The sequence below is a fragment of the Microbacterium esteraromaticum genome (genome assembly GCF_028747645.1).
GTDB lineage: Bacteria > Actinomycetota > Actinomycetes > Actinomycetales > Microbacteriaceae > Microbacterium > Microbacterium esteraromaticum_C.
In genome coordinates this window covers 1,197,408-1,222,703 of record NZ_CP118100.1, presented here as the reverse complement: position 1 = coordinate 1,222,703, position 25,296 = coordinate 1,197,408, and the positions used below count along the sequence as shown (strand labels likewise).

26 protein-coding genes and 1 tRNA gene are annotated in these 25,296 nt (G+C 68.4%); 16 read left to right on the top strand and 11 right to left on the bottom strand.

Features of this window, described 5'->3' with window-relative positions; translation table 11 throughout:
* Window position 1: 1 nt before the first annotated feature.
* The 4 genes from ngcE (at window position 2) to PTQ19_RS05515 (ending at window position 4,260) form a co-directional block, all read left to right on the top strand.
* On the top strand, window positions 2-1,423 hold the full coding sequence (ngcE, locus tag PTQ19_RS05530) for an N-acetylglucosamine/diacetylchitobiose ABC transporter substrate-binding protein (RefSeq protein WP_274368750.1): 1,422 nt from the start codon (window positions 2-4) through the stop codon (window positions 1,421-1,423).
* Window positions 1,420-2,445 (top strand): carbohydrate ABC transporter permease, encoded by a 1,026-nt coding sequence (locus tag PTQ19_RS05525; RefSeq protein ID WP_318247839.1) that lies wholly within the window; start codon window positions 1,420-1,422, stop codon window positions 2,443-2,445. The genes ngcE and PTQ19_RS05525 overlap by 4 nt, the downstream gene beginning before the upstream one ends.
* A complete protein-coding gene (locus tag PTQ19_RS05520) occupies window positions 2,442-3,350 on the top strand; it encodes a carbohydrate ABC transporter permease (RefSeq protein ID WP_274368749.1) in 909 nt (302 codons plus the stop codon). Before PTQ19_RS05525 ends, PTQ19_RS05520 begins: the two co-directional genes overlap by 4 nt.
* A gap of 115 nt (window positions 3,351-3,465) precedes the next feature.
* Complete coding sequence (locus PTQ19_RS05515; protein WP_206550098.1) at window positions 3,466-4,260, top strand: SGNH/GDSL hydrolase family protein; 795 nt, start codon at window positions 3,466-3,468, stop codon at window positions 4,258-4,260.
* Window positions 4,261-4,324: 64 nt separating this feature from the next.
* Here the strand turns inward: PTQ19_RS05515 and PTQ19_RS05510 are convergent.
* From PTQ19_RS05510 to PTQ19_RS05490, 5 genes are all read right to left on the bottom strand, one after another.
* Window positions 4,325-4,397: transfer RNA gene (locus tag PTQ19_RS05510), tRNA-Arg, on the bottom strand.
* Between the two features lie 87 nt (window positions 4,398-4,484).
* Window positions 4,485-5,072: a CueP family metal-binding protein gene (locus PTQ19_RS05505; protein WP_179411221.1), complete on the bottom strand. Its 588-nt coding sequence runs from the start codon at window positions 5,070-5,072 to the stop codon at window positions 4,485-4,487.
* Between the two features lie 50 nt (window positions 5,073-5,122).
* Window positions 5,123-5,941, bottom strand: a complete 819-nt coding sequence (locus tag PTQ19_RS05500) for a CPBP family intramembrane glutamic endopeptidase (RefSeq protein ID WP_274368748.1) — start codon at window positions 5,939-5,941, stop codon at window positions 5,123-5,125.
* Window positions 5,938-6,663 (bottom strand): tRNA (guanosine(46)-N7)-methyltransferase TrmB, encoded by a 726-nt coding sequence (gene trmB / locus PTQ19_RS05495; RefSeq protein ID WP_179411223.1) that lies wholly within the window; start codon window positions 6,661-6,663, stop codon window positions 5,938-5,940. The genes PTQ19_RS05500 and trmB overlap by 4 nt, the downstream gene beginning before the upstream one ends.
* 25 nt (window positions 6,664-6,688) lie before the next feature.
* Window positions 6,689-7,534 (bottom strand): DUF3097 domain-containing protein, encoded by an 846-nt coding sequence (locus PTQ19_RS05490; protein WP_274368747.1) that lies wholly within the window; start codon window positions 7,532-7,534, stop codon window positions 6,689-6,691.
* Between the two features lie 120 nt (window positions 7,535-7,654).
* Between PTQ19_RS05490 and PTQ19_RS05485 the strand changes: the two genes are divergently transcribed.
* The 4 genes from PTQ19_RS05485 to PTQ19_RS05470 are packed head-to-tail and all read left to right on the top strand — an operon-like array spanning window position 7,655 to window position 11,811.
* Complete coding sequence (locus PTQ19_RS05485; RefSeq protein WP_274368746.1) at window positions 7,655-9,703, top strand: TPM domain-containing protein; 2,049 nt, start codon at window positions 7,655-7,657, stop codon at window positions 9,701-9,703.
* Between the two features lie 54 nt (window positions 9,704-9,757).
* Entirely contained in the window at window positions 9,758-10,498 is a 741-nt protein-coding gene (locus tag PTQ19_RS05480; protein WP_179411226.1) for a PspA/IM30 family protein, read from the top strand.
* Window positions 10,499-10,552: 54 nt separating this feature from the next.
* On the top strand, window positions 10,553-11,356 hold the full coding sequence (locus tag PTQ19_RS05475; RefSeq protein WP_274368745.1) for an arginase family protein: 804 nt from the start codon (window positions 10,553-10,555) through the stop codon (window positions 11,354-11,356).
* Entirely contained in the window at window positions 11,353-11,811 is a 459-nt protein-coding gene (locus PTQ19_RS05470; protein WP_274368744.1) for a Fe-S oxidoreductase, read from the top strand. The genes PTQ19_RS05475 and PTQ19_RS05470 overlap by 4 nt, the downstream gene beginning before the upstream one ends.
* Here the strand turns inward: PTQ19_RS05470 and PTQ19_RS05465 are convergent.
* Together PTQ19_RS05465 and PTQ19_RS05460 are read right to left on the bottom strand one after the other, a co-directional pair.
* Entirely contained in the window at window positions 11,790-12,266 is a 477-nt protein-coding gene (locus PTQ19_RS05465) for an SIP domain-containing protein (RefSeq protein WP_274368743.1), read from the bottom strand. The two genes, PTQ19_RS05470 and PTQ19_RS05465, sit on opposite strands and share 22 nt — an antisense overlap.
* 50 nt (window positions 12,267-12,316) lie before the next feature.
* Window positions 12,317-13,021: a tyrosine-protein phosphatase gene (locus tag PTQ19_RS05460; protein WP_224817608.1), complete on the bottom strand. Its 705-nt coding sequence runs from the start codon at window positions 13,019-13,021 to the stop codon at window positions 12,317-12,319.
* Window positions 13,022-13,218: 197 nt separating this feature from the next.
* Here PTQ19_RS05460 and PTQ19_RS05455 point away from each other — a divergent pair, with 197 nt between their 5' ends.
* From PTQ19_RS05455 to PTQ19_RS05430, 6 genes are read left to right on the top strand one after another with little or no spacing between them, the layout of a single operon-like run.
* The gene (locus PTQ19_RS05455) at window positions 13,219-14,121 is read left to right on the top strand and encodes an alpha/beta fold hydrolase (protein WP_274368742.1); all 903 of its coding nucleotides are present in this window, start codon (window positions 13,219-13,221) and stop codon (window positions 14,119-14,121) included.
* Window positions 14,122-14,163: 42 nt separating this feature from the next.
* Window positions 14,164-15,696, top strand: coding sequence for an ABC transporter substrate-binding protein (locus tag PTQ19_RS05450; protein ID WP_274368741.1), 1,533 nt, complete (start codon window positions 14,164-14,166; stop codon window positions 15,694-15,696).
* A gap of 3 nt (window positions 15,697-15,699) precedes the next feature.
* A complete protein-coding gene (locus PTQ19_RS05445) occupies window positions 15,700-16,650 on the top strand; it encodes an ABC transporter permease (RefSeq protein ID WP_274368740.1) in 951 nt (316 codons plus the stop codon).
* Window positions 16,650-17,516 (top strand): ABC transporter permease, encoded by an 867-nt coding sequence (locus tag PTQ19_RS05440; RefSeq protein ID WP_274369037.1) that lies wholly within the window; start codon window positions 16,650-16,652, stop codon window positions 17,514-17,516. Before PTQ19_RS05445 ends, PTQ19_RS05440 begins: the two co-directional genes overlap by 1 nt.
* Window positions 17,513-18,304 carry an ABC transporter ATP-binding protein gene (locus PTQ19_RS05435; RefSeq protein ID WP_274368739.1) on the top strand — a complete coding sequence of 264 codons (792 nt, stop codon included), beginning with the start codon at window positions 17,513-17,515 and terminating at the stop codon, window positions 18,302-18,304. Before PTQ19_RS05440 ends, PTQ19_RS05435 begins: the two co-directional genes overlap by 4 nt.
* Complete coding sequence (locus PTQ19_RS05430; protein ID WP_274368738.1) at window positions 18,301-19,089, top strand: ABC transporter ATP-binding protein; 789 nt, start codon at window positions 18,301-18,303, stop codon at window positions 19,087-19,089. The genes PTQ19_RS05435 and PTQ19_RS05430 overlap by 4 nt, the downstream gene beginning before the upstream one ends.
* A 16-nt stretch (window positions 19,090-19,105) precedes the next feature.
* Here PTQ19_RS05430 and PTQ19_RS05425 read toward each other — a convergent pair whose 3' ends face one another.
* Complete coding sequence (locus tag PTQ19_RS05425; RefSeq protein ID WP_274368737.1) at window positions 19,106-19,804, bottom strand: uracil-DNA glycosylase; 699 nt, start codon at window positions 19,802-19,804, stop codon at window positions 19,106-19,108.
* The gene (locus PTQ19_RS05420; RefSeq protein ID WP_179411235.1) at window positions 19,804-20,589 is read right to left on the bottom strand and encodes an SDR family oxidoreductase; all 786 of its coding nucleotides are present in this window, start codon (window positions 20,587-20,589) and stop codon (window positions 19,804-19,806) included. Before PTQ19_RS05420 ends, PTQ19_RS05425 begins: the two co-directional genes overlap by 1 nt.
* A gap of 153 nt (window positions 20,590-20,742) precedes the next feature.
* On the opposite strand from PTQ19_RS05420, the gene PTQ19_RS05415 reads away from it, so the two are divergent.
* The gene (locus PTQ19_RS05415; protein ID WP_274368736.1) at window positions 20,743-22,065 is read left to right on the top strand and encodes a bifunctional o-acetylhomoserine/o-acetylserine sulfhydrylase; all 1,323 of its coding nucleotides are present in this window, start codon (window positions 20,743-20,745) and stop codon (window positions 22,063-22,065) included.
* Between the two features lie 115 nt (window positions 22,066-22,180).
* A complete protein-coding gene (metX, locus tag PTQ19_RS05410) occupies window positions 22,181-23,386 on the top strand; it encodes a homoserine O-acetyltransferase MetX (RefSeq protein WP_274368735.1) in 1,206 nt (401 codons plus the stop codon).
* A gap of 23 nt (window positions 23,387-23,409) precedes the next feature.
* Here metX and PTQ19_RS05405 read toward each other — a convergent pair whose 3' ends face one another.
* A complete protein-coding gene (locus tag PTQ19_RS05405) occupies window positions 23,410-24,093 on the bottom strand; it encodes an NUDIX hydrolase (protein WP_274368734.1) in 684 nt (227 codons plus the stop codon).
* Window positions 24,094-24,102: 9 nt separating this feature from the next.
* Window positions 24,103-25,296: an MFS transporter gene (locus PTQ19_RS05400; RefSeq protein WP_274368733.1), complete on the bottom strand. Its 1,194-nt coding sequence runs from the start codon at window positions 25,294-25,296 to the stop codon at window positions 24,103-24,105.

Sequence of the window (25,296 nt, the reverse complement as noted above, 5' to 3'; positions counted from 1 at the left end):
GATGGAACTCAACGAAGCATCCATCAGCCGTCGCAACCTGCTGCGCGGCGCGGCCGCCGCAGCGGTGCTGCTGCCGTTCGGCGCGACCCTCGCGTCCTGCGCAGCCCCCGGCGGTGGCGGCGGAGGCGGAGACGAACCGGCTGGCGAGGTCACCTCCGACAACCCGTTCGGCGTCGCCGCCAATTCGACCGTCGACGCCGTGATCTTCGACGGCGGCTACGGCATCGACTACGTCCAGAACGCAGCGAGCATCATGGAGGGCAACGCCGGTCTTGACGGTGTCACCGTCAAGGTCTCCGCCTCGACCAAGATCGCCCAGGAGCTGCAGCCTCGGTTCGTCGGCGGCAACCCGCCGGACCTCATCGACAACTCCGGTGCGAACTCGATCGGCTTCAACACCATCCTCGACCAGCTCGAGGACCTGTCCGAGGTGCTCGAATCGAACAACCTCGAAGGCGAGAAGATCGCCGACACACTGTTCGACGGTGTCAAGGCCCCGGGGACGTTCGGCGACAAGTTCGCCGCACTCAACTACGTCTTCACGACGTACGCGGTGTGGTACTCGGGCAGCCTGTTCGAGGAGAACGGCTGGGAGCCGCCGAAGACGTGGAAGGACCTCAAGGCTCTCGGTGCCGCCGCGAAGGAGAAGGACAAGTACCTCTTCCTGTGGGGCAAGGAGGCCGCGACCTACTACCAGACGTTCGTCGTCGACTCGGCGGTCATCCAGGCGGGCGACGATGTGCGTCTGCCGCTGGAGAACCTCGAAGAGGGCTGCTGGTCGCACCCGGCGCTGCAGGGCATCCTCACCGAGCTGCACAGCCTCATCGAGGCGGGCTACGTCAAGCCCGGCGGTGCCGGCACGCAGTTCACGCAGGCTCAGGCGCAGTGGAGCCTCGACCAGGAGGCGCTGCTGTACCCGTCCGGCTCGTGGATCGAGAACGAGATGAAGGACACCACGGCCGAGAACTTCCAGATGATGGGCGTGCGCGAGATGCCGCTCGACGACAGCGCGACGACCCCGGCGGGCTACATGCGTGCCGAGGCCGGTGAGCCGTTCATCGTGCCCACCAACGCGAAGAACCCTGCCGGTGGCAAGGAGCTGCTGCGCACGATGCTGTCGAAGCAGGCGGCATCCGACTTCTCGAAGAACAAGCTCGCCCCCACGGTCGTCAAGGGCACCGTGCCCGATGACGGTTTCGGGTCGACGGCGCTGGTGTCGCAGGTCGAGATGATCGACGCCGCCGGTTCGGGCATGTTCACCATCAAGTCGTTCAACCTGTACGGCATGAACTCCGACCAGCTGCCGATCTGGAACTCGTTCCTCGACGGCAAGATGAGCGTCGCCGAGATCACCAAGCAGCTGCAGGATCTGACCGACCGGATCCGCAACGACAGCTCCATCGAGAAGATCGAGATCAAGTGACCTCGCAGACCGCCTCTGGTGGTCCCCAGCTGCAGACCGCTGCGGCGACTGCAGCACGCACGGGGCGGCGCAAGCCGCCCCGTGCGGGGGTCCCGCGCAAACTCACGCTCGACTACGTGTCGTTCCTGATCGTGTTCCTGGGTCTCCCGGTCGCGATCTTCCTGATCTTCGTGATCTCGCCGTTCGTCCAGGCCGTCTACTACTCGATGACCAACTGGACCGGGTTCTCGGCGACCATGGACTTCATCGGCGTTCAGAACTTCGTGCGGCTGTTTCAGGATCCGACGTTCCTGCAGGCGATGGGCAACAACGCGCTGCTCGCGATCGTCGTGCCGCTGATCACGATCGCGATCGCCCTGATCTTCGCGAGCATGATCACCGTCGGTGGTCCGAGCCACGGACAGGTGCGCGGGCTGAAGGCCTCGAGCTTCTACCGGGTGGTGTCGTTCTTCCCGTACGTCATCCCCGCGATCGTCATCGCGATCCTGTGGAACATGATCTACACCCCCAGCGGTCTGCTCAACGGCCTGATCGGGCTGCTCGGCATCGATATGAACGAGTACGCCTGGCTCGGCGACGAGCGCACGGCCATGGGCGCGACGATCTTCGTGATCGTGTGGAGCATGGTCGGGTTCTACATGGTGCTGTTCGTCGCCGCGATCAAGGGCATCCCCTCAGAGACGCTCGAGGCGGCTCGCATCGACGGCGCAGGTCGATTCCGTACAGTGATCTCGATCCTGCTGCCGCAGATCCGCGACAACGTGCAGACCGCGTACATCTACTTGGGCATCCTCGCCCTCGACGCCTTCGTCTACATGGCCGGTCTGAACGCGACCGGCGGACCTGGCAACAGCACGCTGGTGATGAGCCAGTACCTGTTCCGCACCGCGTTCGAGAAGGGCCAGTTCGGACTGGCCAGCGCGATGGGTGTCGTCCTCGCCGTGCTTACCCTGCTGTTCGCCGCGCTCGTGATCGGCGTGTTCCGCCTGATCGGCGGCAAGGATGAAGGAGGTCGCGCATGAGCACCGACACGCGCGCCGCGATCACGATCGACCCGAAATCAACCTCGCGCAAGGGCCTGCGCACACCGAAGGACACGACGAGCGACAAGGTGGTCGGCGGTCTCTCGCATGGCGTCCTAGCGGTCTGGTCGATCGTGGTCATCCTGCCGATGCTGTGGACCCTGGTCGGCTCGTTCAAGACGACCAAAGAGATCTTCGCCTCGCCGTTCGGACTACCCGCCGACTGGAACTTCGACAACTACGTCAACGCGTGGGTGAAGAACAACTTCGGCGGCATGTTCCTGAACACCGTCATCGTCGTGGGCGTCGCCCTCGTCCTGGTGATGGTGCTCGGTGCCATGTGCGCCTATGTGCTGGCGCGCTTCGCGCTCCCCGGCAGCCGAGTGATCTACTACCTCATGCTCGCGGGCCTGACCTTCCCGGTCTTCCTCGCGATCGTGCCGTTGTTCTTCATCCTGCAGGGTATGGGGCTGCTGAACACTCTGCCGGGTCTGATCATCACGTACGTGGCGTTCGCCCTGCCGTTCACCGTGTTCTTCCTGTTCTCGTTCTTCAAGTCGCTGCCGTACGAGATCCAGGAAGCTGCCTACGTCGATGGCGCCGGCGAGTGGCGGACGTTCTTCCAGGTGATGCTCCCGATGGCCAAGCCCGGGATGGCCGCCATCGCGATCATGAACTTCCTGGGCCTGTGGAACCAGTTCCTGCTGCCGATCTCGCTGAACACGAACCAGGACAACTACGTGCTCTCGCAGGGTATGGCCAACTTCGCCTCGGCCGCCGGCTACCAGGTCGACTTCGGTGCGATGTTCGCCGCGGTGATCATCACGATCGTCCCCGTGCTCGTGGTGTACGTGCTCTTCCAGCGTCAGCTGCAGGGGTCCGTCTCGCAGGGCACGTCGAAGTAGCATCCGTGTTCGCCCGGATCGCCCCTGCCCGCTTCAGCGGCGCGGGGGCGATCCGTGTCTCTTCGTCCACCGCGCCCGAGTTCGCTCGACGCGCCGACTCGCCTACACTCGCCCCATGACCCTGCACCCGCCGACCCGACGGCGCCGCATGGTCATCGCGCTCGTCGGCGCATTCGCCGTCGTCCTCGCGGTGGTCATCGGCATCACACGCCCCTGGAACACACCGGCGGAGACCACGCCGATCGCCGCGGGGCAGGACGGTGCCGTGCCCGCTCCGCTGCACCTTGCCGAACGGCCCCGGGTGCTCGTGTTCGGCGACTCGTGGACGTATGGCTCGGCGGCGACCGAGCCGACGCTCGGCTATGCGTATCTGCTCGCCGACCTGATCGGCGGCGAGACCGTGGTCGCGGGGGTTCCGGGAAGCGGCTATCAGCGCCCCGGCCGCAACGGCCCGGCGTACGGTGAGCGCGTGGCGGCCCTGGATGCCACGATCGCGCCCGACCTCGTGATCATGCAGGGATCGATCAACGATCGCCGCGAGGATGCCGCCGGCTACCGCGCCGCTGTCACCGCCGTGTGGGACCAGCTGGTCGCCGTGTTCCCAGACGTACCCGTTGTCGTGCTCGGCCCCGCACCGCATGAGCTTCCCGTCGGCGCATCGACGGCGCGGATCGACCGGGACCTCGCGGACCTCGCCGCCGCGCGCAACTGGTGGTACATCTCGCCGGTGCAGCACGAGTGGATCACCGACCGGAACTACCTGGACGTGATCGATGTCGGCCCCGGGCGCAAGCACCCCTCGAACGCCGGCCACGAGTACCTCGCCGAAAAGGTCGCCGAGGCTCTGGCAGAGTTCGCGGATGCGCCTGTGACGGCCGCGGACGGCCCCGAGGAATCGCCTGTCGAGTAGCGACCATCGGTCGAGGCCGGAGACGAAGAAGACCGCCCGGGAACCCGGACGGTCTCTCTGTGTGTGCCCCCGACAGGAGTCGAACCTGCGACCTACGGTACCGGAAACCGGCGCTCTATCCACTGAGCTACGGAGGCGAACTCAACGAGCTTATCAGTTGCCGGGGCCGCCTCTGCGCACCCTCGGCGCGCCCGGATCGGCTCCGATCAACTGACCTGGCTCGGTCAGCTGACCTGCAGAGTGGTGATGCACGTGGGCGCCTCGGCCCCCCGTGTGGTGATCTCGACGCTACCGGCTTTGCCCTCGGTGGTAACCGCCACGGTCGCGTCGACGTCGCGGGGCAGCCAGTAGCCGATGAATCCGTTGTCGTAGGTCTCGGCCTGCTCGTCGACGTAGACCTCACCGGTGTCGGCGTCGGTGATGGTGATCTGAATATCGGTCTGCTGCATCTCGCCCACGCAGGAGTTGGGTGCGTGGAACGTGCAGTCGTGGGTTTGGGTGGCGAAAGGGGCGAAGGCGATGTAGACCTCGTCGTCGGGCATCGGCAGCAGCACGTCCTGGCCGGACTCGTCCACAAGAACCAGCTCGTCGGGGCGGATCGACGCCTGCAGTGTCTGCGGCCGATCGGTCAGCGCGGTGGTGTCGAGCTTCTCGATGACCTGCTTGGCGTCGAGTCCGTCGAGACCGTGCGCGCTCAACACATCGCTCTGCGAGGCGACGGAGCCGGCTGGTTCAGCAGCGGGCGAGCATCCGGTGATCAACAGGGTGAGGGCGAAGACGCCGGCGGCGAGCGCCGTGAGACGGGTACGCATGGCGCCACGGTAGTCACGACGTCTATGAACGCCCTGGTGCGCGGATCGGCTCAGACCAGAAACATCGGCAGCATGCCGGGGTTGTGCGCGTGCACCAGCACGGCGAAGACGACCGCGTCGAACAGCAGATGCACCGTGACCACGTACGCCAGGGAATGCGTGCGCAGGAAGATCCACCCCTGCAGAAGCGCGAACGGGATCGTCAGCAGCGGTCCCCACTCCCGGTACCCCAGTTCCCACAGGAACGACACGAACACGACGGCCTGCAGGATGTTCGCAGGCACAACGGGCATGTGCCGGCGCAGCAACGCGAAGACCGTGCAGATGAAGAACAGCTCATCCCAGATCCCTACCGCTCCGACGCCGACGAAGAGACGCGCGATGAGGTCGGGAGTGTCGACGACCGGCCAGTTCTGGTAGACCCCGCTGGTGATGAAGTAGAACGGCAGGATCAGCCAGCCCAGCGCCAGCACCCCGAAGAGCCAGATCCATTGCCAGCGCGCCCACCGCTGCCCCGTGCGCCACGGGAACGAGATCGCCCGGTCGCGGTACACGAATCGCGAGATCAGGTACGGCACCAGCACGGCACCGCCCAGCGCCAGCGTGAAGCGCAGCATCGCGAGGTCGTCGAGCTTCGCCTCGAGCGAGATGGCGTGCACGATCACCATGCCCACGGCGATGAGCGACAGGTCGCGTGTCAGCGAGGGGTCGGATGCCAGCATCCGACGTCTCTCGGCGACCGCGGCCGTCCCGATTCCGGTGATGAGCAGCACCCATCCCTGCCACGTCCAGCCCAGCACGAAGAACGCCGGTGCCGCCGCGCACACCAGCGCGGCGGCGAGGACGCTGCGCCAGGCGGTGACCGTCACGCGCGCGGTACCCGACGGTACGTGAGGTCGCGGATGTCGCGCCCCTTCGCGATGCCCTTGCGTTCGAACGCGGTCATCACGCGTCCGTCGAAGCGGTCGGCCCACTCCCCCTCGAACGCGCGCTCGAACTGCGGTGCCTCATCGAGCACCTCGCGCATCTGCAGGGCGTAGTCCTCCCAGTCGGTGGCCAGGCGCAGCAACCCGTCGTCAGCGATCGCCCGCGCGGCGATCTCGGGGAAGCCAGGCCGGATCATCCGCCGCTTGGTGTGGCGCTTCTTGTGCCAGGGGTCCGAGAAGAAGATCCAGACCTCGGATGCTGCCGCCTCGGGCAGGTACGTCGACAGCACCTCAGGGGCGTTCGCCTCGGCCAGGCGCAGGTTGCGCGCACCGGCCTTGTCGGCATCGAGCATGGTGCGGGCGAGTCCGGCGCGGAACACCTCGACGGCGAGGAAGTCATCGTCGGGTCGTGAGGATGCCGCCGAGACGATCGCGTGGCCCTGTCCCGAACCGATCTCGACGATCAGCGGTGCGGTGCGTCCGTATGCGGATGCCACGTCCAGCCGCGCCTGCGGGTGCACGGATGTGAAGGCGACGTCGCGCGGCACATCGAGCAGGTAGAACGGGGCGAGCTCGGCGAATGCCCGCTCCTGCCCCTCCGACATCCGGCCGCTGCGGCGCACGAACGAGACCGGTTCGTCGCGGAAGGTGCGTGGTTCTGGCATCCCTCCAGGGTACCGGCGCGGGTGTTCAGCCGCGGGCGTGCGGCTCGGTGACGAAGTCGATGAGCTCTTCGACCCGCCCCAACAGGGCGGGCTCCAGGTCTCGGAAGGTGGTCACCCGCGACAGGATGCGCTTCCAGGCGTGCGCGATGTCCGTCTGGTCGTCGGCGGGCCAGCCGAATGCCCGGCAGATGCCGGTCTTCCAGTCGGTTCCGCGCGGGATCTGCGGCCACGCACGGATGCCCATCGCCGTCGGTGTCACGCACTGCCAGACGTCGATGAACGGATGACCGACGATCTTCAGGTGGGCCCCGTGCGGGCCCCGCATGATCTGATCGACGATCCGGGTCTCCTTCGAGCCGGCGACGAGATGGTCGACCAGCACCCCATATCGGCGCGTCGCCGTCGGCGGCGCCTCGGCCAGCAACTCGTCGAGACGATCGAGCCCCTGCAGGTACTCCACGACCACGCCCTCGACGCGCAGATCGGCACCCCAGACCTTCTCGACCAGTTCCGCGTCGTGGCGGCCCTCGACCAGGATGCGGCTCGGCAGCGCCGTGCGTGCCCGGTCGTCAGCGGGTGCGTACGACCCCGACGCGGTGCGCCGCGGGCCCGACGGGGCGCGGGCGGGCATGACCAGGCGCACCGGACGCCCCTCAATGAGAAAGCCGCCACCGAGCGGGAAGCTGCGCCGGCGCCCCTTCCAGTCCTCGAGTTCGACCAGCCCCGCCTCGACGCGGGTGATCGCCCCGCAGTATCCGTCGTCGGCGACCTCGACGACGAGATCCCTCTGCGCTGCGACGTCGGTCGTCGTGGGTACACCCCGCTTGCGCCATCCGTCGGCGAGGACGTCGGTGCCGTATCTGTCGTCCATGCCTTCCAGCGTATGCGTCTGCGCCGACAGCGAACGCCGCACGCGCGGATGCTGTCGCGCGTCGGTCGCAGTGCATAGACTCGACGCATGGGGGCTCGGCAGCCGAGTGGAGGGAACACTATGCGAACACGGTGGCTGCTCTCTGCCGCCCTGCTGCTCAGCGCGGCGCTGACTGCCATCACCGGTTCAGCGGCCTCGGCAACCGCTCCGGTGACGCTCGATGCGGGCTACGTCACCGATACCGCCGGGGTGCTCTCGCCCGCGCAGGAGGAAGCCGCCGAACAACGCCTGCAGGAGCTGACCGAGAACTCCTCGGCCGATCTGTTCGTGGTGTTCGTCGACGAGTTCTCGTCGCCCGCCGATCGCGTCGCCTGGGCCGACACGGTCGCCGAGCAGAACAACCTCGGCCCCGAGCAGTATCTGCTCGCCGTGGCCGTCGAGCAGCGGGCGTACTACATCTCGGCAGCCAGCGGCGGCCCGCTCAGCGACAGCAGATTGAGCGCCATCGAGGACAGCATCCAGCCCCTCCTCGCTCAGAACGACTGGAGCGGCGCGATCATCCTCGCCGCCGACGAGATCCAGGGCGACGGCGGCGCGGGACTGCTGCGCGTCGTGCTGGTGCTGGTCGCCATTGCGGCCGTCATCATCGTCGTCTGGCTGATCGTGCGCGCCATCCGGCGACGCCGACGTGCGGCCGCGATCCGTGCCCGCGGGGCCATGCCCGCCACCCCAGACCCGAACGATCCGTTCTCGACGCTCACCGACGAGCACGTGCAGACTCAGGCGGGCTCGGCACTGGTGCAGGCGGACGACGCGATCACCTCGAGTCGCGAGGAGTTGGGATTCGCGATCGCTCAGTTCGGCGACCAGGCGACCGAGGGATTCGCACAGGTCGTCCAGACGGCACGCGAGAAGCTCTCCGAGGCCTTCGGCCTTCGCCAGAAACTCGACGACGAGATCGAGGACTCCATCCACGACCGGCGCGCGTGGAACATCCGGATCATCCAGCTGTGTGATGAGATCGAAGACCTGCTCGATGACAACACCGAGGCGTTCGAGGCGCTGCGCGCGCTGCAGCAGAACGCACCGGCCGAGCTCGAACGCGTACGTGCCGAGCGCGCCGCGCTCACGCCGTTGCTGGCACACGTCGGCCCGGCGCTGACGGCACTGCACGGCGAGTATGACGCGGATGCCCTCTCGACCGTCGCGGACAACCCCGAACAAGCGCACGAGCGGGCGATGCTCGCCGACCACGCCATCGAATCCGCCGCGGCGTCGATCGCCGCCGGACAGACCGGCCCGGCAGCATTCGGCATCCGCACCGCCGAGCAGGCCGTCGCGCAGGCGACTCAGCTCGTCACGGCCGTCTCGACGCTCGGTGACGAGCTGCACGCTCTCGAGACGCAGGCCCAGGCGCTCGTCTCTGAGCTGCAGGCCGATGTGACCGCCGCACAGGCCCTGCCCGACCCGGACGGGCAGATCGCCGCCGCCGTGAACTCCGTGCGCTCCCGGCTCGCCGAGGCCGCCGCGAATCTCAGCGGACAGTCGCGCAGCCCGCAACGGATGCTGAGTGCGCTGACCGCCGCCAACACGCAGATCGACGCCGCGATCGCCCGGGGGCACGAGACACTCGCACAAGCCCAGCGCCAGAAGGCGCTGCTGTCGCAGACTCTGGCTCAGGCAAGCTCCGAGGTGCGCGCCGCGCGCACCTTCATCGACACCCGTCGCGGCGGCATCGGCTCCACGGCCCGCACGCGCCTGTCGCAGGCCGAGGCGGCGCTGGACCAGGCGATCGCGGTTCAGCCCTCCGACGAACGCACCGCGCTCTCCGAAGCTGAACGCGCCCTTTCGCTCGCCCGCCAGGCTTCACAGCACGCTCGCAGCGACGTCGACGCGTACGCCCGCCGCGGCGCTCAGGACGGCTGGGCGAGCTGGGGCGGCGACCCCTTCGGCGGCGGCTCCGGTCGCAGCTCGGGCTCCGGAATTGCAGGAGACATCGTCGGCGGCATCATCGGCGGGCTGATCGCCGGCGCAAGCTCCTCACGACGTTCCTCCGGTGGTTCGCGCTCCCGCGGCTTCCGCTCGGGCGGCGGCGGTTTCCGCAGCTCAGGCTTCGGCGGCGGGCGGTCAGGAGGCCGCAGTGGCCGCTCCGGAGGAGGCCGATTCTGACCCCCGCTCATTCCGACTCGACTTCATGATCCCGTCCCCTGAAAGGAACAACCCATGACCAAGCAGTCCATCTTCGGGCGCATCTCGACCCTCGTCCGCGCAAACATCAACTCGCTCCTCGACTCCGCCGAGGACCCGCAGAAGATGATCGACCAGCTCGTGCGCGACTACACGAACAACATCGCCGAGGCAGAGTCGGCCATCGCCGAGACCATCGGCAACCTGCGCCTGCTCGAGCGCGACCACCAGGAGGACGTGCAGTCCGCCAAGGACTGGGGCAACAAGGCCATCGCAGCCAGCCGCAAGGCCGATGAGCTGCGCGGCGGCGGCCACACCGCCGACGCCGACAAGTTCGACAACCTCGCCAAGATCGCCCTGCAGCGTCAGATCGGCGCCGAGCGCGAAGCCCGTGCCGCCGAGCCGCAGATCGCGACCCAGACCGAGATCGTCGACAAGCTCAAGGACGGTCTCAACGGCATGAAGACCAAGCTGGGCGAGCTGAAGACCAAGCGCAGCGAGCTGCTCGCCCGCGCCAAGGTCGCCGAGGCACAGACCAAGGTGCAGGACGCCATCGGCTCGATCAATGTGCTCGACCCCACCAGCGAACTGGGCCGTTTCGAAGACAAGATCCGCCGCCAGGAGGCCCTGGCACAGGGCAAGGCCGAGCTCGCGGCCTCGTCGCTGGATGCACAGTTCGAGAGCCTGGAAGACCTCGGTGAGCTGACCGAGGTCGAGGCGCGGCTCGCCGCGCTGAAGGTCGGCGGCAAACCGCAGGCCGCCCTCGAATCCGAGTGATTCCCCGGGGCGGATGCCGGTGGCATCCGCCCCATCTCTCCCCCGGAGAACGTCATGACCCGATTTCTCATCACCCCGCAGTGGCAGGGATCGCCGTCGGCCCGCGCCATGATGCTGATCGATGGCGCAACAGCGATCTCGGGTGACCTGCCACGCAAGGACACCATCACCCTCGACGTGCCGATGGAGGCCGGTGAGGCGCTCGGTACCGGTGTTCATCGCCTCAGCTCACTGTTGCGCGTGCGCGAACTGCTGCGCGAGACGATGTCGCACTCCGACGAGACGACCATCGTCATCGGCGGCGACTGCAGCGTCAGCGCCTTCGCGCTGTCAGCGATCGACACCTCCGATCTGGCGGTGCTCTGGTGCGATGCCCACCCGGACCTGCACGACCCCGGCTCCTCACCCTCCGGGGCGTTCTCAGGCATGGCGCTGCGCGCCGTCCTCGGCGACGGAGAAGGCCAGTTGGCGCTATCGCCCGGCATTCCGCGCGAACGCGTCGTGATGCTCGGCACGCGCAACATCGACGCCGCGGAGCAGCCCGAGCTCGATCGGCTGACGCGGTTCTCCCCCACCGACTTCGACGCGGATGCTGTCGCCGAGGCGGTGCGCTCGACGGGGGCGTCGCGCGTCTGGGTGCACATCGACGTCGACGTGCTCGACCCCTCGACGATCTCCGGTGTGTCGGATGCCGCTCCGTTCGGCACCACGACCGCCGCACTGGTCACGGCGATCCGCCAGGTACGCGAGCACGTGCCGCTGGCGGGTGCCACGATCGCCGGCTTCGCTCCGCGCGGGCCCGAGGACGCTGTGCAGGACATGGGGTCGATCCTGCGGCTGATCGGCGCCGTGGCGTGAGCGACGACTGGCGTTCAGAAGCCGAACGCATTCTGCAGCGCGGGCGACGTCTCGATCGCCGCATCCCCTCGTTCCTCTTGCGTTCCCCGATCAGTCGCATCGGCTATTGGTGGGGCACCGCCGTCGGCTGGACCTGGGGCACCCTCTGGAGCACCGGCCGTGTCGAGCGACGAGAGGGCCTCTGGGTGTTGCGCGGGATGCCGAAGTGGACATTCATGCGCGGTGGCGTCTGCGTCGGCGGATGCTTCCTGACCGGCGATGCCTCGCCGTCCGATGCGGTGTTGCGACACGAGGCCGTTCACAAGCAGCAGTGGCTGCGCTACGGCTTCCTCACCCCGGTGATGTACCTGTTCGCCGGGAGGGATCCGCTACGCAACCGCTTCGAGATCGAGGCCGGTCTGGAAGACGGCGGCTATGTGCGCCGCCGACGCAATCAGCGCACGCTCAGGCCGTAGCGCTCCGGAGCGGTGATCGCCGTAGCATCCACAGTGAGTGTCTCTGTGAGGTGTTCGATGATGTCGGCCGTGCTCAAGAACCCGCCGAGCAGGGTCACCTCGGTGCGCAGCGCCTCGGGGCCGGCATCGCGGAGCATCTCATCGGCCCACGCGATGGCTGCCCTGGTGAGCGCCTCGCCGGTGGCGCATCGGCGAGCGGAGCCGATCGCTCCAACGGGGCGTGCCCGCGGCAACCAGGTGACAGTCATGCGCGGCGGCGCCGTGACGATGCTGACGTCGCCCGCTTCAGGCACCTCGATGAACACGCGGCCGACCGCACACAGCGGAAGAGTGGCCAGGACCGCCTCGAGTTCGGCGAGCGCGTTCTCGTCGGCCGTGATGAGGTGCTGCACCTGCGGGCGACGGGACGCCCGGCGCGCAGCGCGGGTGCCGGCGGCGGTCTCGACAGTGCTCATGATGCACTCAGTCTACACCCGATGTAGGCATGCCTTACCTACATAGCGCGTCACTCGACGAGGAAGGCCCGCAGCGCGTCGAGCTCGGCGCCCGACATCCCCACCGCGCGCAGGTACTCCGCCGCTGATCCGTAGCGCTCATCGATATCGGCAAGCAGCGCCGCCATCACCGGCGCCGGAGACTCGGTGGCGAGTTGGATCGCATTCCGCGAATCGGGCAGGTGCGTGCGAAAGTACTCCACCACCGCACGTGTGCGCGCCTCGGGCAGTTGCGAGGCAGTGAGCGCATAGTCGGCGACGACGGCAGCCCGATCCGCTCCCACGGCGCTCAAGGCCAGTGCCACGGTCACACCGGTGCGGTCTTTGCCCACCGTGCAGTGCACCAGCGTCGGCAGACCCTGCGCGATCAGACGCACCGCTTGCGCGAGCCGATCAGCAGACTCATCGACCAGGTGGCGGTACATGCCGGACAAGTCGATGTCCTCGGTGAAGAAGGAAGCGGTCGATCCCAGAAAGAGCGGAATCCTGGTCGTCGGCACCGACGCCAGCGCCGAGGGTTCGGCCCGGACCTCGTCATCCGCACGCAGATCGACGACGCGCTGCACGCGCCCGGCAAGCAAGGCGCTGCCCGCTGGGGTGAGGCCGGCCAACTGCCCCGAGCGCAATAGGCGGCCGGCGCGCACCCGACCGGCACCGACGGGAATACCGCCGACGTCGCGGAGGTTGCTGACCCCGGGAACCCGGATGATCGTCATCGGCACGTTCCGGGGCGTCGCGACTGACTCATGGCCCCAGCCTAGGCCAGCAGATCCGAGCAGTTCCCCACGGCGGAAATGCAGATAGCCAAGCAGGCAGAGTCAATTATTAGCATTACGATAGTTGTTTCGCGATGTGACGTTACGAATTGATCCCGCATTTCCTGCTGACCCCCGACGGATAGGACAATATCGTCGTGACAACACACGCCGACGAGTTCCGCTACCTGCCCGGCCAGGCCGAGATGCTCGGCGTCGCCGTGCCCGCAGCCCAACGCATCGCGCACACGCTACCGGACGGACGCACCCTGAGCGCGCTCGCCTACGGCGACGGCCCCGCCGACGTAACCCTGTTGCACGGCGCCGGCCTGAACGCCCACACGTGGGACACCGTCAACCTGCTGCTCGGGCGCCCCGCCCTGGCGATCGACCTCGCCGGACACGGCGACTCCTCGTGGCGCGAGGATCTGGATTACTCCCCCGGCTTGCTCGCCGACGACGTCGCACATGCCTTGCGCGCCCGCGCCACCGTCCCCCAGGTGCTCATCGGGCACTCGCTCGGCGGACTCGCGGCCGCGGTGGTCGCCGCCCGGCACCCCGAGTTGGTCCGTGAACTCATTCTCGTCGACGTGGTTCCCGGCCTCGACACCGATGCCGCTCCCGCTGTGCTGCGCGACTTCTACACCGTGACCGAGTTCGATTCCCGCGACGACGCGGTCGCCCGGGCCCGGTCGTTCGGTTTCGGCGGAACGATCCAGGACACCGAGCGCGGCGTCTTCTTCAACACCCGCGTGCGCGCCGATGGCCGCGTCGAGTGGAAGCACCACTTCGCCCAGATCATCGGCCACGCCTTCGACGCACTCAACGCCGAGCGACGGGCATCCGACGATCCCTGGCAAGATCTCGTCGCCGTCCCGGCACCGGTGTCGCTCGTTCGCGGTACCCGGGGATTCCTGCGCGACGCCGACGTCACCGAGTTCTCCCGCAGACTCCCTGCGGCAACCGTCGTCACCGTCGACGCCGGCCACAACGTTCAGGAGACGTCACCGGCATCCCTCGCCGATCTCGCCTCCGCCGCCCTCACCCGAACGCACCGCTGACCCGAGCGACGCGACACAGCACCCCTCCGAGAGGACCTACCCTTGTTTTCCTTCACCCGCGCACGTCAATCCGGACGCGTCGCCGCGATCGCCCTGATCGCCACCGGCGCGCTCGTGCTCAGCGCCTGCAGCAGCAACGCCCCCGAAGCGACGCCGACGGCCACCGGCGCGCCCGACCCGGATGCGACCCTCAGCGTCGGCCTCGTGCTCGAACCCACCAACCTCGACATCCGGCACACCAGCGGCGCCGCCCTCGAGCAGATCCTGGTCGACAACATCTACGAGGGCCTCGTGACCCGCACTCAGGACAACGAGATCGTCGAGCGCCTTGCCAGCGCATACGAGATCTCGCCCGATGGCCTCACCTACACCTTCACGCTGAACGACGACATCACGTTCCACGACGGCAGCGAGCTCACCTCAGCCGACGTGGTCGCCTCGTACAAGGCCGTCCAGTCCGACGCGGCAGTGCAGGGCAATGCGCAGTTCGCCGGTGTCGACTCGATCGATGCCCCGGACGCGACGACGGTGGTCATCACTCTCACCGAGCCCGACCAGAACTTCCTGTTCACTCTCACCGGCCCCGCAGGCCTGGTGTTCGCGAAGGGCGACAAGACTGACCTGAAGACCGCTGAGAACGGCACGGGCCCCTTCGTGCTCGACCGCTGGACCAAGGGCAGCTCAATCAGCTTCGACCGCTTCGACGAGTACTGGGGAGAGCAGGCCACCGTCGCTGAGGTGGTCTTCCACTACATCCCCGACTTCACCGCCGGCGTGAACGCGGCGCTGGACGGCACGCTCGACGTGCTCACGGCAGTCGACCCGAACCTGGCACCGCAGCTCGAAGAGACCGGTGAGTTCGTCATCACCACCGGACGCACCACCGACAAGGCCACTCTCGCCTTCAACAACGCCCAGGCGCCACTGGACGATGTGAAGGTGCGCGAAGCGCTCCGCCTGGCGATCGACCACGACGCGCTCATCGACGCCGTCGGGGCAGGGCAGACGCTGTTCGGGCCGATCCCCGAACTCGATCCCGGCTACGAGGACCTGTCCGACGTCGCTACCTACAACCCGTCGCGTGCGCGCGAGCTGCTGGCTGAGGCCGGACACGAAGAGCTCGACCTCACCCTGACGATCCCGTCGTTCTACGGCACGACCGCCGCTCAGGTGCTGATCTCGGACTTCGCGAAGGTCGGTGTGTCGCTCGAGGTCAAGCGCGTCGAGTTCGCCACCTGGCTCGAGGACGTCTACACCAACCACGACTACGAGCTGAGCTTCGTGCTGCACGTCGAACCCCGCGACTTCGGCAACTGGGCGAACCCTGACTACTACTTCGGCTACGACAACGCCGAGGTGCAGGACCTGTACACGCAGGCACTGACCGAGACCGACGCCGAGCGTTCCGCCGAGCTCCTGGCCGAGGCCGCGCGACTCGTCTCCGAAGATCACGCCGCCGACTGGCTGTACAACGGCGCCACCCTGACGGCGCTGCTGCCCGGCGTCTCGGGCTTCCCCGAGGACTCGATCAACTCGCGTATCGACCTCGCCGGCGTCACGAAGACCGCAGACTGACCTGTGCTCCGTTACACGCTCACACGAGGAGCCCTGCTTGTCGCAGGGCTCCTCGTGTCGAGCGTGATCATCTTCCTGACGCTGCGTGTCCTCCCCGGCGACGTCGCCCAGCTCATCGCCGGCACACAGGCATCCGCAGAGACGGTCGAGGCGTTGCGGCAGTCGCTCGGCCTGGACCGGCCACTCATCGTGCAATACCTGGAATGGATCGGCGGCGTTCTGCGCGGCGACCTCGGCACCTCGCAGCTCAGCGGCGCCTCGGTCTCAGCGGAACTGCTCGAGAAGGCACAGGTCACGGCGCCGCTCGGGCTGATGGCGCTGACGATCGCCCTGCTCATCGCTGTACCGTTCGGCATCGTCTCGGCCATGCTGCGCGGCCACGCCGGTGGCACGGCGATGAGCGTCAGCGCGCAGGCCGTCGCGGCCGTCCCGGTGATCTGGGCCGGCATGATGCTCGTCGTCGTCTTCGCCCACTGGCTCGGGTGGCTGCCCGCGCAGGGCTTTCCCCGCACCGGCTGGGCGACGCCCGGCAAGGCCCTCGAGGCGCTGCTGTTGCCGGCGTTGACGATCGGCCTCGTCGAGGGCGCCATGCTGATGCGCTTCGTGCGCAGCGCCACCCTGCAGGCGGCGGGCCAGGACTTCGTGCGCACCGCAGCAGCCAAGGGACTCACCCGCCGCCGCGCCCTGGTGCTGCACGGCATCCCCGCTGTCGGCCTGTCGATCGTGACGGTGCTCGGCCTGCAGATCGCGGGGATCATCGTCGGCTCGGTCGTGATCGAGCAACTGTTCACCCTGCCGGGCATCGGTCGGATGCTGGTGGCCGACGTCGGCACCCGTGATCTCGTCAAGGTGCAGAGCGAGTTGCTGGTACTCACCGGGTTCGTGCTGATCATCGGGTTCATCGTCGACCTGGTGCATCACGCCATCGACCCGCGACAGAGAGAGGCCGCATGATGCCCCGCTGGATGCGCGTGCTACTGTCGTCGGCGACCGGCTGGTTCGGCGTGGTCGTGGTGCTGACCGTCGCGCTGACTGCCCTGGTGTCGCTGGTGTGGACGCCCTTCGATCCGATGCTCACGGATGTCAAGGGGCGATGGGCACCCCCGGGGTGGCCCCATCTGCTCGGCACCGATGCGACGGGCCGCGACATCCTCAGTCTGCTGATGGCCGGAGCACGCACCACTGTGTTCGTCGCCGTGGGCGCCGGCATCGTGGCCACCGTGGTCGGCATGCTGCTGGCAGCCCTGGGCGCACTCACGGCACGCTGGATGCGCGAGACCGTCGCGGTACTGGTCGATATCCTGATCGCCTTCCCGGTGCTGATGATCGCGATGATGATCTCGGCGGTCTGGGGCGGTTCACTGTGGGTGGTCGTGATCTCGGTCGGCATCGGGTTCGGTGTGAGCATCGCGCGCGTCACCCGCCCCGAGCTGCGCCGTGTGCAGAAGAGCGACTTCGTGCTCGCCGGACGCGCCAGCGGATTGACGGCCGGGCAGAACCTCGCGCGTCACCTGCTGCCGAACGTGGCCCCCGTGTTCATCGTGCAGCTGTCGTGGTCGATGGCGGTGGCCGTTCTCGCCGAGGCCGGTCTGTCGTACCTCGGCTTCGGCGCCTCACTGGCCGATGCGTCGTGGGGCACGCTGCTGGCCGAGCTGCAGCGCTACATCGGCGTGCATCCGCTTTCGGTGGTGTGGCCGGGCCTGGCGATCACGATCACCGTTCTCGGCCTGAACCTGCTCGGCGACGCGCTGCGCGAGGCCACCGATCCGACGCTGTCACGCCGCGCGGCGCAGGTTCACGTGCCGGAGGTGGTGGCATGAGTCTGCAGGTGGAGGACCTGGTCGTCGAGATCGGCGGGCGACGCGTGCTCGACGGTGTCTCTTTCGAGGTGAGCGACGGTCAGCGTCTTGGCCTGATCGGCGAGTCCGGTTCCGGCAAGTCGGTGACGGCGCTCGCTGTGCTCGGGTTGCTGCCGGAGGGCGCGGTCGCGCGCGGCAGCGTCCGCTGGAACGGCATCGAGTTGCTGGGCATGCGCGATCGCGAACTGGCTGAGCTGCGCGGCGACGAGATCGGGATGGTCTTTCAGGAACCGCGCACCGCGCTCAATCCGATCCGCACCGTCGGCCGTCAGATCGCTGAGGCCATCCGCATCCACGAACGCGTGCCGCGGAGGCAAGCGCGCGAGCGGGCGGTAGCCGAGGCCGCCCGCGTGCACCTTCCCGACCCCGAGACCGTCGTCGACCGCTACCCGCACCAACTGTCGGGTGGCCAGCGCCAGCGCGTCGCGATCGCCATGGCGCTGGCCTGCCGGCCACGTCTGCTCATCGCCGATGAACCGACCACCGCTCTGGATGTCACGATCCAGGCCGAGATCCTTCGGCTGCTGCTCTCGCTGGTCGCGGAAGAGGGCATGTCGCTGGTCTTCATCACCCACGACCTTGCCGTCCTCTCGCAGGTGGCCACGCATGGCGTCGTTCTCGATGCGGGCACGGTTATCGAGTCCGCACCGATCGGCACTCTGCTGTCAGCACCGCAGGCACCGGTCACCCAAGCGTTGCTGCGCGATGCCACCGCCACCCTGTGGCGTCCCGAGGGAGACGCATCGTGACGCTCATCCGCGCCGAGGGCCTGAGCAGGCGCTTCCCCGTGCCGAAGCGGCACGTGTTCGAGAAGCAGCGCGAGTCGACCGCGCTCGAGCCCACCGACCTCGAGATCGCCGAGGGCGAATCACTCGGCCTAATCGGAGAGTCGGGTTCGGGTAAGTCGACATTGGTGCGGCTGCTGCTGGGCCTTGACCGTCCGTCCGGCGGTCGAGTGATCGTCGACGGACGCGATGTGGATGCCACGGCGCGCGCACGCTCGCTGCACTGGTTGCGGCGCCAGACCGGGCTGGTGTTCCAGGACCCGTACGCGTCGCTGGACCCGCGCATGACCGCGGGGCAGATCATCGCGGAGCCATTGTGGGCGCTCGATGTCCCCGGCGACCATCGTGCGCGCGTGCGCGATGTGCTCGTGCAGGTCGGCCTGGACGCCGACATGGCCGATCGTCATCCGCACGAGTTCTCGGGCGGCCAGCGACAGCGCATCGCCATCGCGAGGGCGATCGCCCACCGGCCGCGGATCCTCGTCGGTGATGAGCCGATGTCGGCGCTCGATGTGACCGTACGCGCCCAGGTGCTGGCGCTCTTCCAGCAGTTGCGCGCCGAGCAGGGACTGACTCTGATCGTCGTGTCGCATGATATCGGTCTCGTGCAGAACCTCAGCGACACCGTCGCGGTGATGAAGGACGGCCGCATCGTCGAGCGGGGCACCACCGCCGCCGTGCTGCAGCATCCGCGCGAGGACTACACGCGCCAATTGCTCGCTGCGATCCCGTCCATCCGCCGTCCCTGAGGCGGCCGGTGCGTGCTCAGTGCTCGCCCACCACCCGCCAGTCGATCTCGGCGGCGCCGTGCTGCTCGAGCAGGGCGTTGGTGCGCGAGAAGGGTCGCGACCCGAAGAACCCGCGCCGCGCCGACAGCGGTGAGGGGTGCGCGGACTCGATCGTCGGAACATCGCCGAGCAGCGGTTTCAGGCCTGCGGCGTCCTTTCCCCACAGGATCGCGACGAGTGGTTCACGGCGCGCGACGAGCGCACGGATCGCCAGCTCGGTCACCTTCTCCCATCCCCACCCGCGGTGGGATGCGGGGGCGCCGGGCCGCACAGTGAGCACGCGGTTCAGCAGCAGCACGCCCTGGTCGCTCCACGCGGTGAGGTCACCGTGGGGTGCAGGAGGGATGCCCAGATCGCTCTCGCGTTCGCGGTAGATGTTCACCAGACTGCGCGGCAACGGCCGCACCTCGCGGTCGACGGCGAACGACAACCCGATAGCGTGTCCCGGTGTCGGATACGGGTCCTGGCCGGTGATCAGCACGCGCACGTCGTCGAGCGGACGCTGGAACGCGCGCAGGACGTGCTCGTCGGCGGGCAGGTGTCCGATCCCCGCGGCCTGCTCGGCGTGCAGTCGCTCGCCGAGTGCGTTCAGCAGGGGTTGCGCCGGCGCGAGCGCGCGCGCCCAGCCCGGGTCGATCAGGCCCGCATCGGCCAGCTCGCCGAGGGACCGCACCATCAGTCGACGTCGGTGCGCACGTGCAGCGGGCCGCGGGCGAGCAGGTGCTGCGCGGACTGCGCCACCGGACGCATCGTGACCAGGTCGAGATTGACCCGGCGCGGTGCGCTGAGTGCGTACGCGATCACGTCGGCGACGTCCTCGGCCAGCAGCGGCTCCTCCACGCCCGCGTAGACGGCCTCGGCCGCGACGCTGTCGCCGCCGAGCCTGTTGAGCGTGAATTCCTCGGTGTGCACCATGCCGGGTGCCACCTCGACGACCCGGATCGGCTCACCGTTGAGCTCCTGGCGCAGCACCTTCACAAGCATCGCCTCCGCGGCCTTCGCCGCGTTGTAGCCCGCACCACCGGGGTACGCCGTCTGAGCGGCCGTCGATGTCACGAAGACCGTGTCGGCGTGGCCGTCGTCGGCCGCCGCGCGTCGCAGCAGGGGCAGGATGCCCGAAACCAGCCGCTGCGTCGCAAGCACGTTGGCGTCATACATCCACTGCCAGTCGGCGACGGAGCCCGCCTCAACGCTGTCGGTGCCACGGGCGCCACCGGCCACCTGCACCAGTGCGTGCACGGGACCGGTCTTCGCCAGCTCGTCGATCAGGGCATCCACCGCGCGCTGATCGGTGAGATCGCAGGCGATTCCAGTCGCACCGGTCTCGGCGGCGAGCACCGCGAGCCGCTCCTCTCGCCGGGCTACCCCGACAACGTCCCAACCGCGGGCGCGCAACGCACGCACCGTCGCCTCTCCGATACCCGTGCTCGCTCCGGTCACCACGGCTCGTCTGTTCACCATGCCTCCACCGTACGTCCTTTGCAGCGGGCATCCGACTCCGGCGTGTTACGTAACATTTCTGGGCGCTTGTTGACGCGTGCGCCGCATCCGTACTCTCACTACAAGGCATCCGCCGCTCGACCCCTACCCGCACCCTGACCTCGGGAGAACCTCATGTCCGCAACTGAGAACTGGCGCTTCGAGACCAAGCAGATCCACGCCGGCGCCGCACCCGACCCGGTCACCAAGGCGCGCGCCACGCCGATCTACCAGACCACCTCCTACGTGTTCGACACCGCCGACCACGCAGCGAACCTGTTCGCCCTGGCAGAGTTCGGCAACATCTACACCCGCATCCAGAACCCGACCCAGGACGTGCTCGAGCAGCGCCTCGCCGCACTCGAGGGGGGCACCGGCGCCCTCGTCCTCGCGAGCGGCCAGGCTGCGGCGACCTTCGCCGTGCTCAACATCGCTCAGGCCGGCGACCACATCGTCTCGTCGTCGTCGATCTACGGCGGAACCTACAACCTGTTCAAGTACACGCTCGCCAAGCTGGGCGTCGAGGTCACGTTCGTCGAGAACCAGGACGACGCGGAAGAGTGGCGCGCGGCGGTGCGCCCGAACACCAAGCTGTTCTTCGCCGAGACGATCGGCAACCCGCAGATCAACGTGCTCGACATCCGTACCGTCGCCGACGTCGCCCACGACAACGGTGTTCCGCTGATCGTCGACAACACGATCGCCACACCCTACCTGATCCGTCCGTTCGAGCACGGTGCCGACATCGTCATCCACTCCGTCACGAAGTTCCTCGGCGGACACGGCACCACCATCGGCGGCGCGATCATCGACGGCGGCAGCTTCGAGTGGTCGAAGAACGTCGAGAAGTTCCCGGGCCTGACCGAGCCCGACCCCTCGTACCACGGCGCCAGCTACACGACCGCGGTCGGTGACGGCCTGGCGTACATCATCAAGGCACGCGTGCAGCTGCTGCGCGACCTCGGCTCGGCGATCGCACCGCAGAGCGCTTGGAACCTGCTGCAGGGCGTCGAGACGCTGTCGCTGCGCATCGAGCGGCACGTGCAGAACGCCCAGCTGATCGCCGAGTGGCTCGACGACCACGACGACGTCGCCTCGGTGAACTACTCGGGGCTGCCCTCGTCGCCCTGGTACGCGAAGGCCAACCAGTACGCTCCGAAGGGTGTCGGCGCAGTGCTGTCGTTCGAGCTCAAGGGCGGCGTCGAGGCCGGACGCGAGTTCGTCAACAGCCTGTCGCTGTTCAGCCACCTCGCCAACATCGGCGACGTGCGTTCGCTGGTCATCCACCCGGCGTCCACCACCCACTCGCAGCTGTCGCCCGAGGCGCAGCTCGCCAGCGGCGTCACGCCGGGCCTGGTGCGTCTGTCGGTGGGTCTGGAGAACATCGACGACCTCAAGGCCGACCTGGACCACGCGCTCGCCGCTGCGCGTCGCGTAACCGAGGCTGCTCGCGCCTGACATCGGCACCTCCTCCGGCGGGCCCCACCTCTCCTGGTGGGGCCCGCCGTCGTCTTTTACGGCGGCGCTGTGTAACGTGCAGGCACCACCCGCACGCGCAGGCGAGAATGGAAGCATGGACTGGCAGACGACCTCCGAGGACACGGTGCCGTCGGCTCCCGTGACCGAAGCCGACGTGCGTCTGCTGCGCGCGCGCCCGCCCGCCACCGGCGCCTGGCGCGACGGCGATCCGACGGGCGACCGCCGGTTCACCGTGCTGAGCGACCTGCGCACCGAGAACGGCGACCATCTGCCGGTCGCACGCATCGCCTGGGAGTCCTGGGGGCAGCTGAACGCGGCCCGCGACAACGCGGTCCTGATCCTGCACGCCCTCACCGGTGACAGCCACGTGCGCGGCAACGCCGGTCCCGGGCATCCGACCGCGGGTTGGTGGCAGGACATCGTCGGCCCAGGAGCGGCGATCGACACCGACCGGTGGTTCGTGATCGCTCCGAACATGCTGGGCGGATGCCAGGGTTCGACGGGCCCGGCGAGCATCGCCCCCGACGGACGCGAGTGGGCGTCCCGCTTTCCGTACCTGACCATCCGCGATCAGGTCAGCGCGCAGATCCGCCTCGCGGACGAACTGGGCATCGACCGCTGGGCCGCCGTGATCGGTGGCTCGATGGGCGGCATGCACGCCCTGGAGTGGGCGGTCATGCAGCCCAAGCGCGTCGAACGCCTCGCCGTGCTGTCCTCTCCCCCGGTGACGACGGCCGATCAGTTGGCGCTGAACTTCGTGCAGCTGGAGACCGTGCGGATGGACCCGCGTTTCGCCGGCGGCGAGTACTACGACGCCGGTCTCGGTGACGGCCCGCACCGCGGGCTCGCACTTGCCCGCCGCATGGCGCTGCTGAACTACCGCAGCCCGATCGAGCTGAACCAGCGCTTCCAGCGCTCATGGCAATCGGGGGTGTCGCCGTTGGGTCGCGGCGGCCGGTTTGCGGTCGAGTCGTACCTCGATTTCCACGGCAACAAGTTCACACGGCGCTTCGACGCGAACAGCTACATCACAGTCGTCGAGGCGATGAACTCGCACGACATCGGACGCGACCGGGGCGGCGTCGAGCAGGCGTTGCACACCATCACCGCCCGTTCCCTGGTGCTCGGTGTCGATACCGACCGGTTGTTCCCCGTGGACGGGCAACAGCGCATCGCGCGAAGCATCCCGAACCTGATCGACGACGAGGCGGTCGTGCTGACCAGCGACTTCGGGCACGACGGCTTCCTGATCGAGACCGACCCCGTCGGTGCGCACCTCGAGCGGCTGCTCGCGTCATAGCGGTGTGCGCGGCACGGATGCCGTCAGCTGCGCTCGTACACCCAGGGCAGCGCGTCCATCGTGAGCCGGTGCCGCGCTCCGACTGCGCCCGGGGCATCCGGATAGTCCTCGTCGCCCGCCCACATCGCGCGTCGTCCGGTGGCGGTGCTGAGCATGCGTGTCTCGTACCGGGCGAGCTCACCGGCCGCGGCGAAGGCCGCATCGACGCTGGCGTGCGCAAGCAGCCCGCGCAGCGTCACCCAGGTCGGTGGGAACAGGGCGAGGCTGCCCGCGGCGTGGGCGTCAAAGGCACGTTGCGGGGTCATCCAGGCCGCATCGACGATCTCGCCGGGGTTGACGCGCACCTCGTCCCCGTGTTCGCGCGCCAGGAAGAACCAGGTGCGATAGCGCACCGGCGTCTCGGCCGGCGGCACCCACCGCGAGAGCGGCCGCAGCGAGTGCACCCGGATCGCCGCTTCCTCCTGCGTCTCGCGCGTGGCTGCATGACGGGCGGCATCCGCCTCATCATGTGCGCGAGCGCGGTCGGCGGAGTCGACGCGCCCTCCGGGGAACACCCAGGCGTCGGCGAACGACCCCGAAGACGGACGCCGCAGCAGCAGCGTCTCCAGTCCGTCGGCACCGTCGCGCAGCACGACAGCGGTGCCGGCGATGCGGATGCTGGACTCCGGGACTGACGCGTGCGGAGCGGGCTTCTCGGGGGTACTCACCCCGTCACTCTACGACGCGACGGCGAGCACGGCCTCGGCGCGGGTGCGCTCGACGCGGTATGACAGCAACGCGATCAGCAGGCCTCCGGCAGCGAGCGCTGCGCCGACCCAGGATGGCGCGGTGAACCCCCAGCCGGCGGCGATGACCGCCCCGCCGAGGAAAGCGCCGAGGCTGTTGCCCACGTTCAGCGCCGAGTGGTTCAGAGCGGCGGCGATGGACTGGTTGTCACCGGCGACATCCATCAGGCGGGTCTGGATGGTCGGACTGAGCACCGAAGAGACGACGCCGACCACCAGCACGAGCGCGCTCAGAGTGACGATCCAAGCCGAGACCAGCGCGAGCACGACGAAGACGACCGTCATCGCGGCGAGTCCCCACAGCAGAGTGCGGCGCAGATCGATGTCGGCCAGGTGCCCGCCGATGAGGTTGCCGACGGTCATTCCCACACCCATCAGCACGAGCACGATCGGCACGGTCCACTCGGCAGCGCCCGCGACCTCGGTGACGACGGGTGCGATGTAGCTGTACACGGCGAAGAACCCGCCGAAGCCGATGGCGCCGACCGCGAGCGCGAACCACACCTGCGTACTGCGGAACACGCCGAGTTCCTCTCGCATCGTGCGCCCCGGTGAGCCGGGGTGCGCGGGGACGAATCGAGCAATGCACAGGGCTCCGACGGCGAAGACCAGCGTCACCACGGCGAAAGCGGTGCGCCAGCCCCACTGCTGGCCGAGGAAGGTTCCCAGCGGCACGCCGATCACATTGGCGAGCGTGAGCCCGGTGAGGATGAACGCCACCCCCTTGGCGCGGTTGCCCGGGCCCATCACATCGGCCGCGACGAGCGCGCCGATGCCGAAGTACGCGCCGTGCGGCAGGCCGGCCAGCAGACGCGAGAGCGCGACCAGTTCGAAGGTGGGCAGCACCACGGTCAGGGCGTTGAACACGGTCAGTGCGATCGCGAGCACGATCATGACCCGGTGGCGCGGGAAGCGCGCGGCGAAGCCGGCGATGGTCGGGGCGCCGATGACGACACCCAGCGCGTACAGCGAGATCAGCCAGCCGGCGCGCCCGAGTGCCTCTTCGGGACTCTGCACCCACAGCGCGGGCAACAAGTCGGCGGCGATATCGGGTAGCAGCCCCATGACGACGAACTCGGTCATGCCGATGCCAAAGCTGCCGATGGCGAGAGAGAGGAGCGCCAT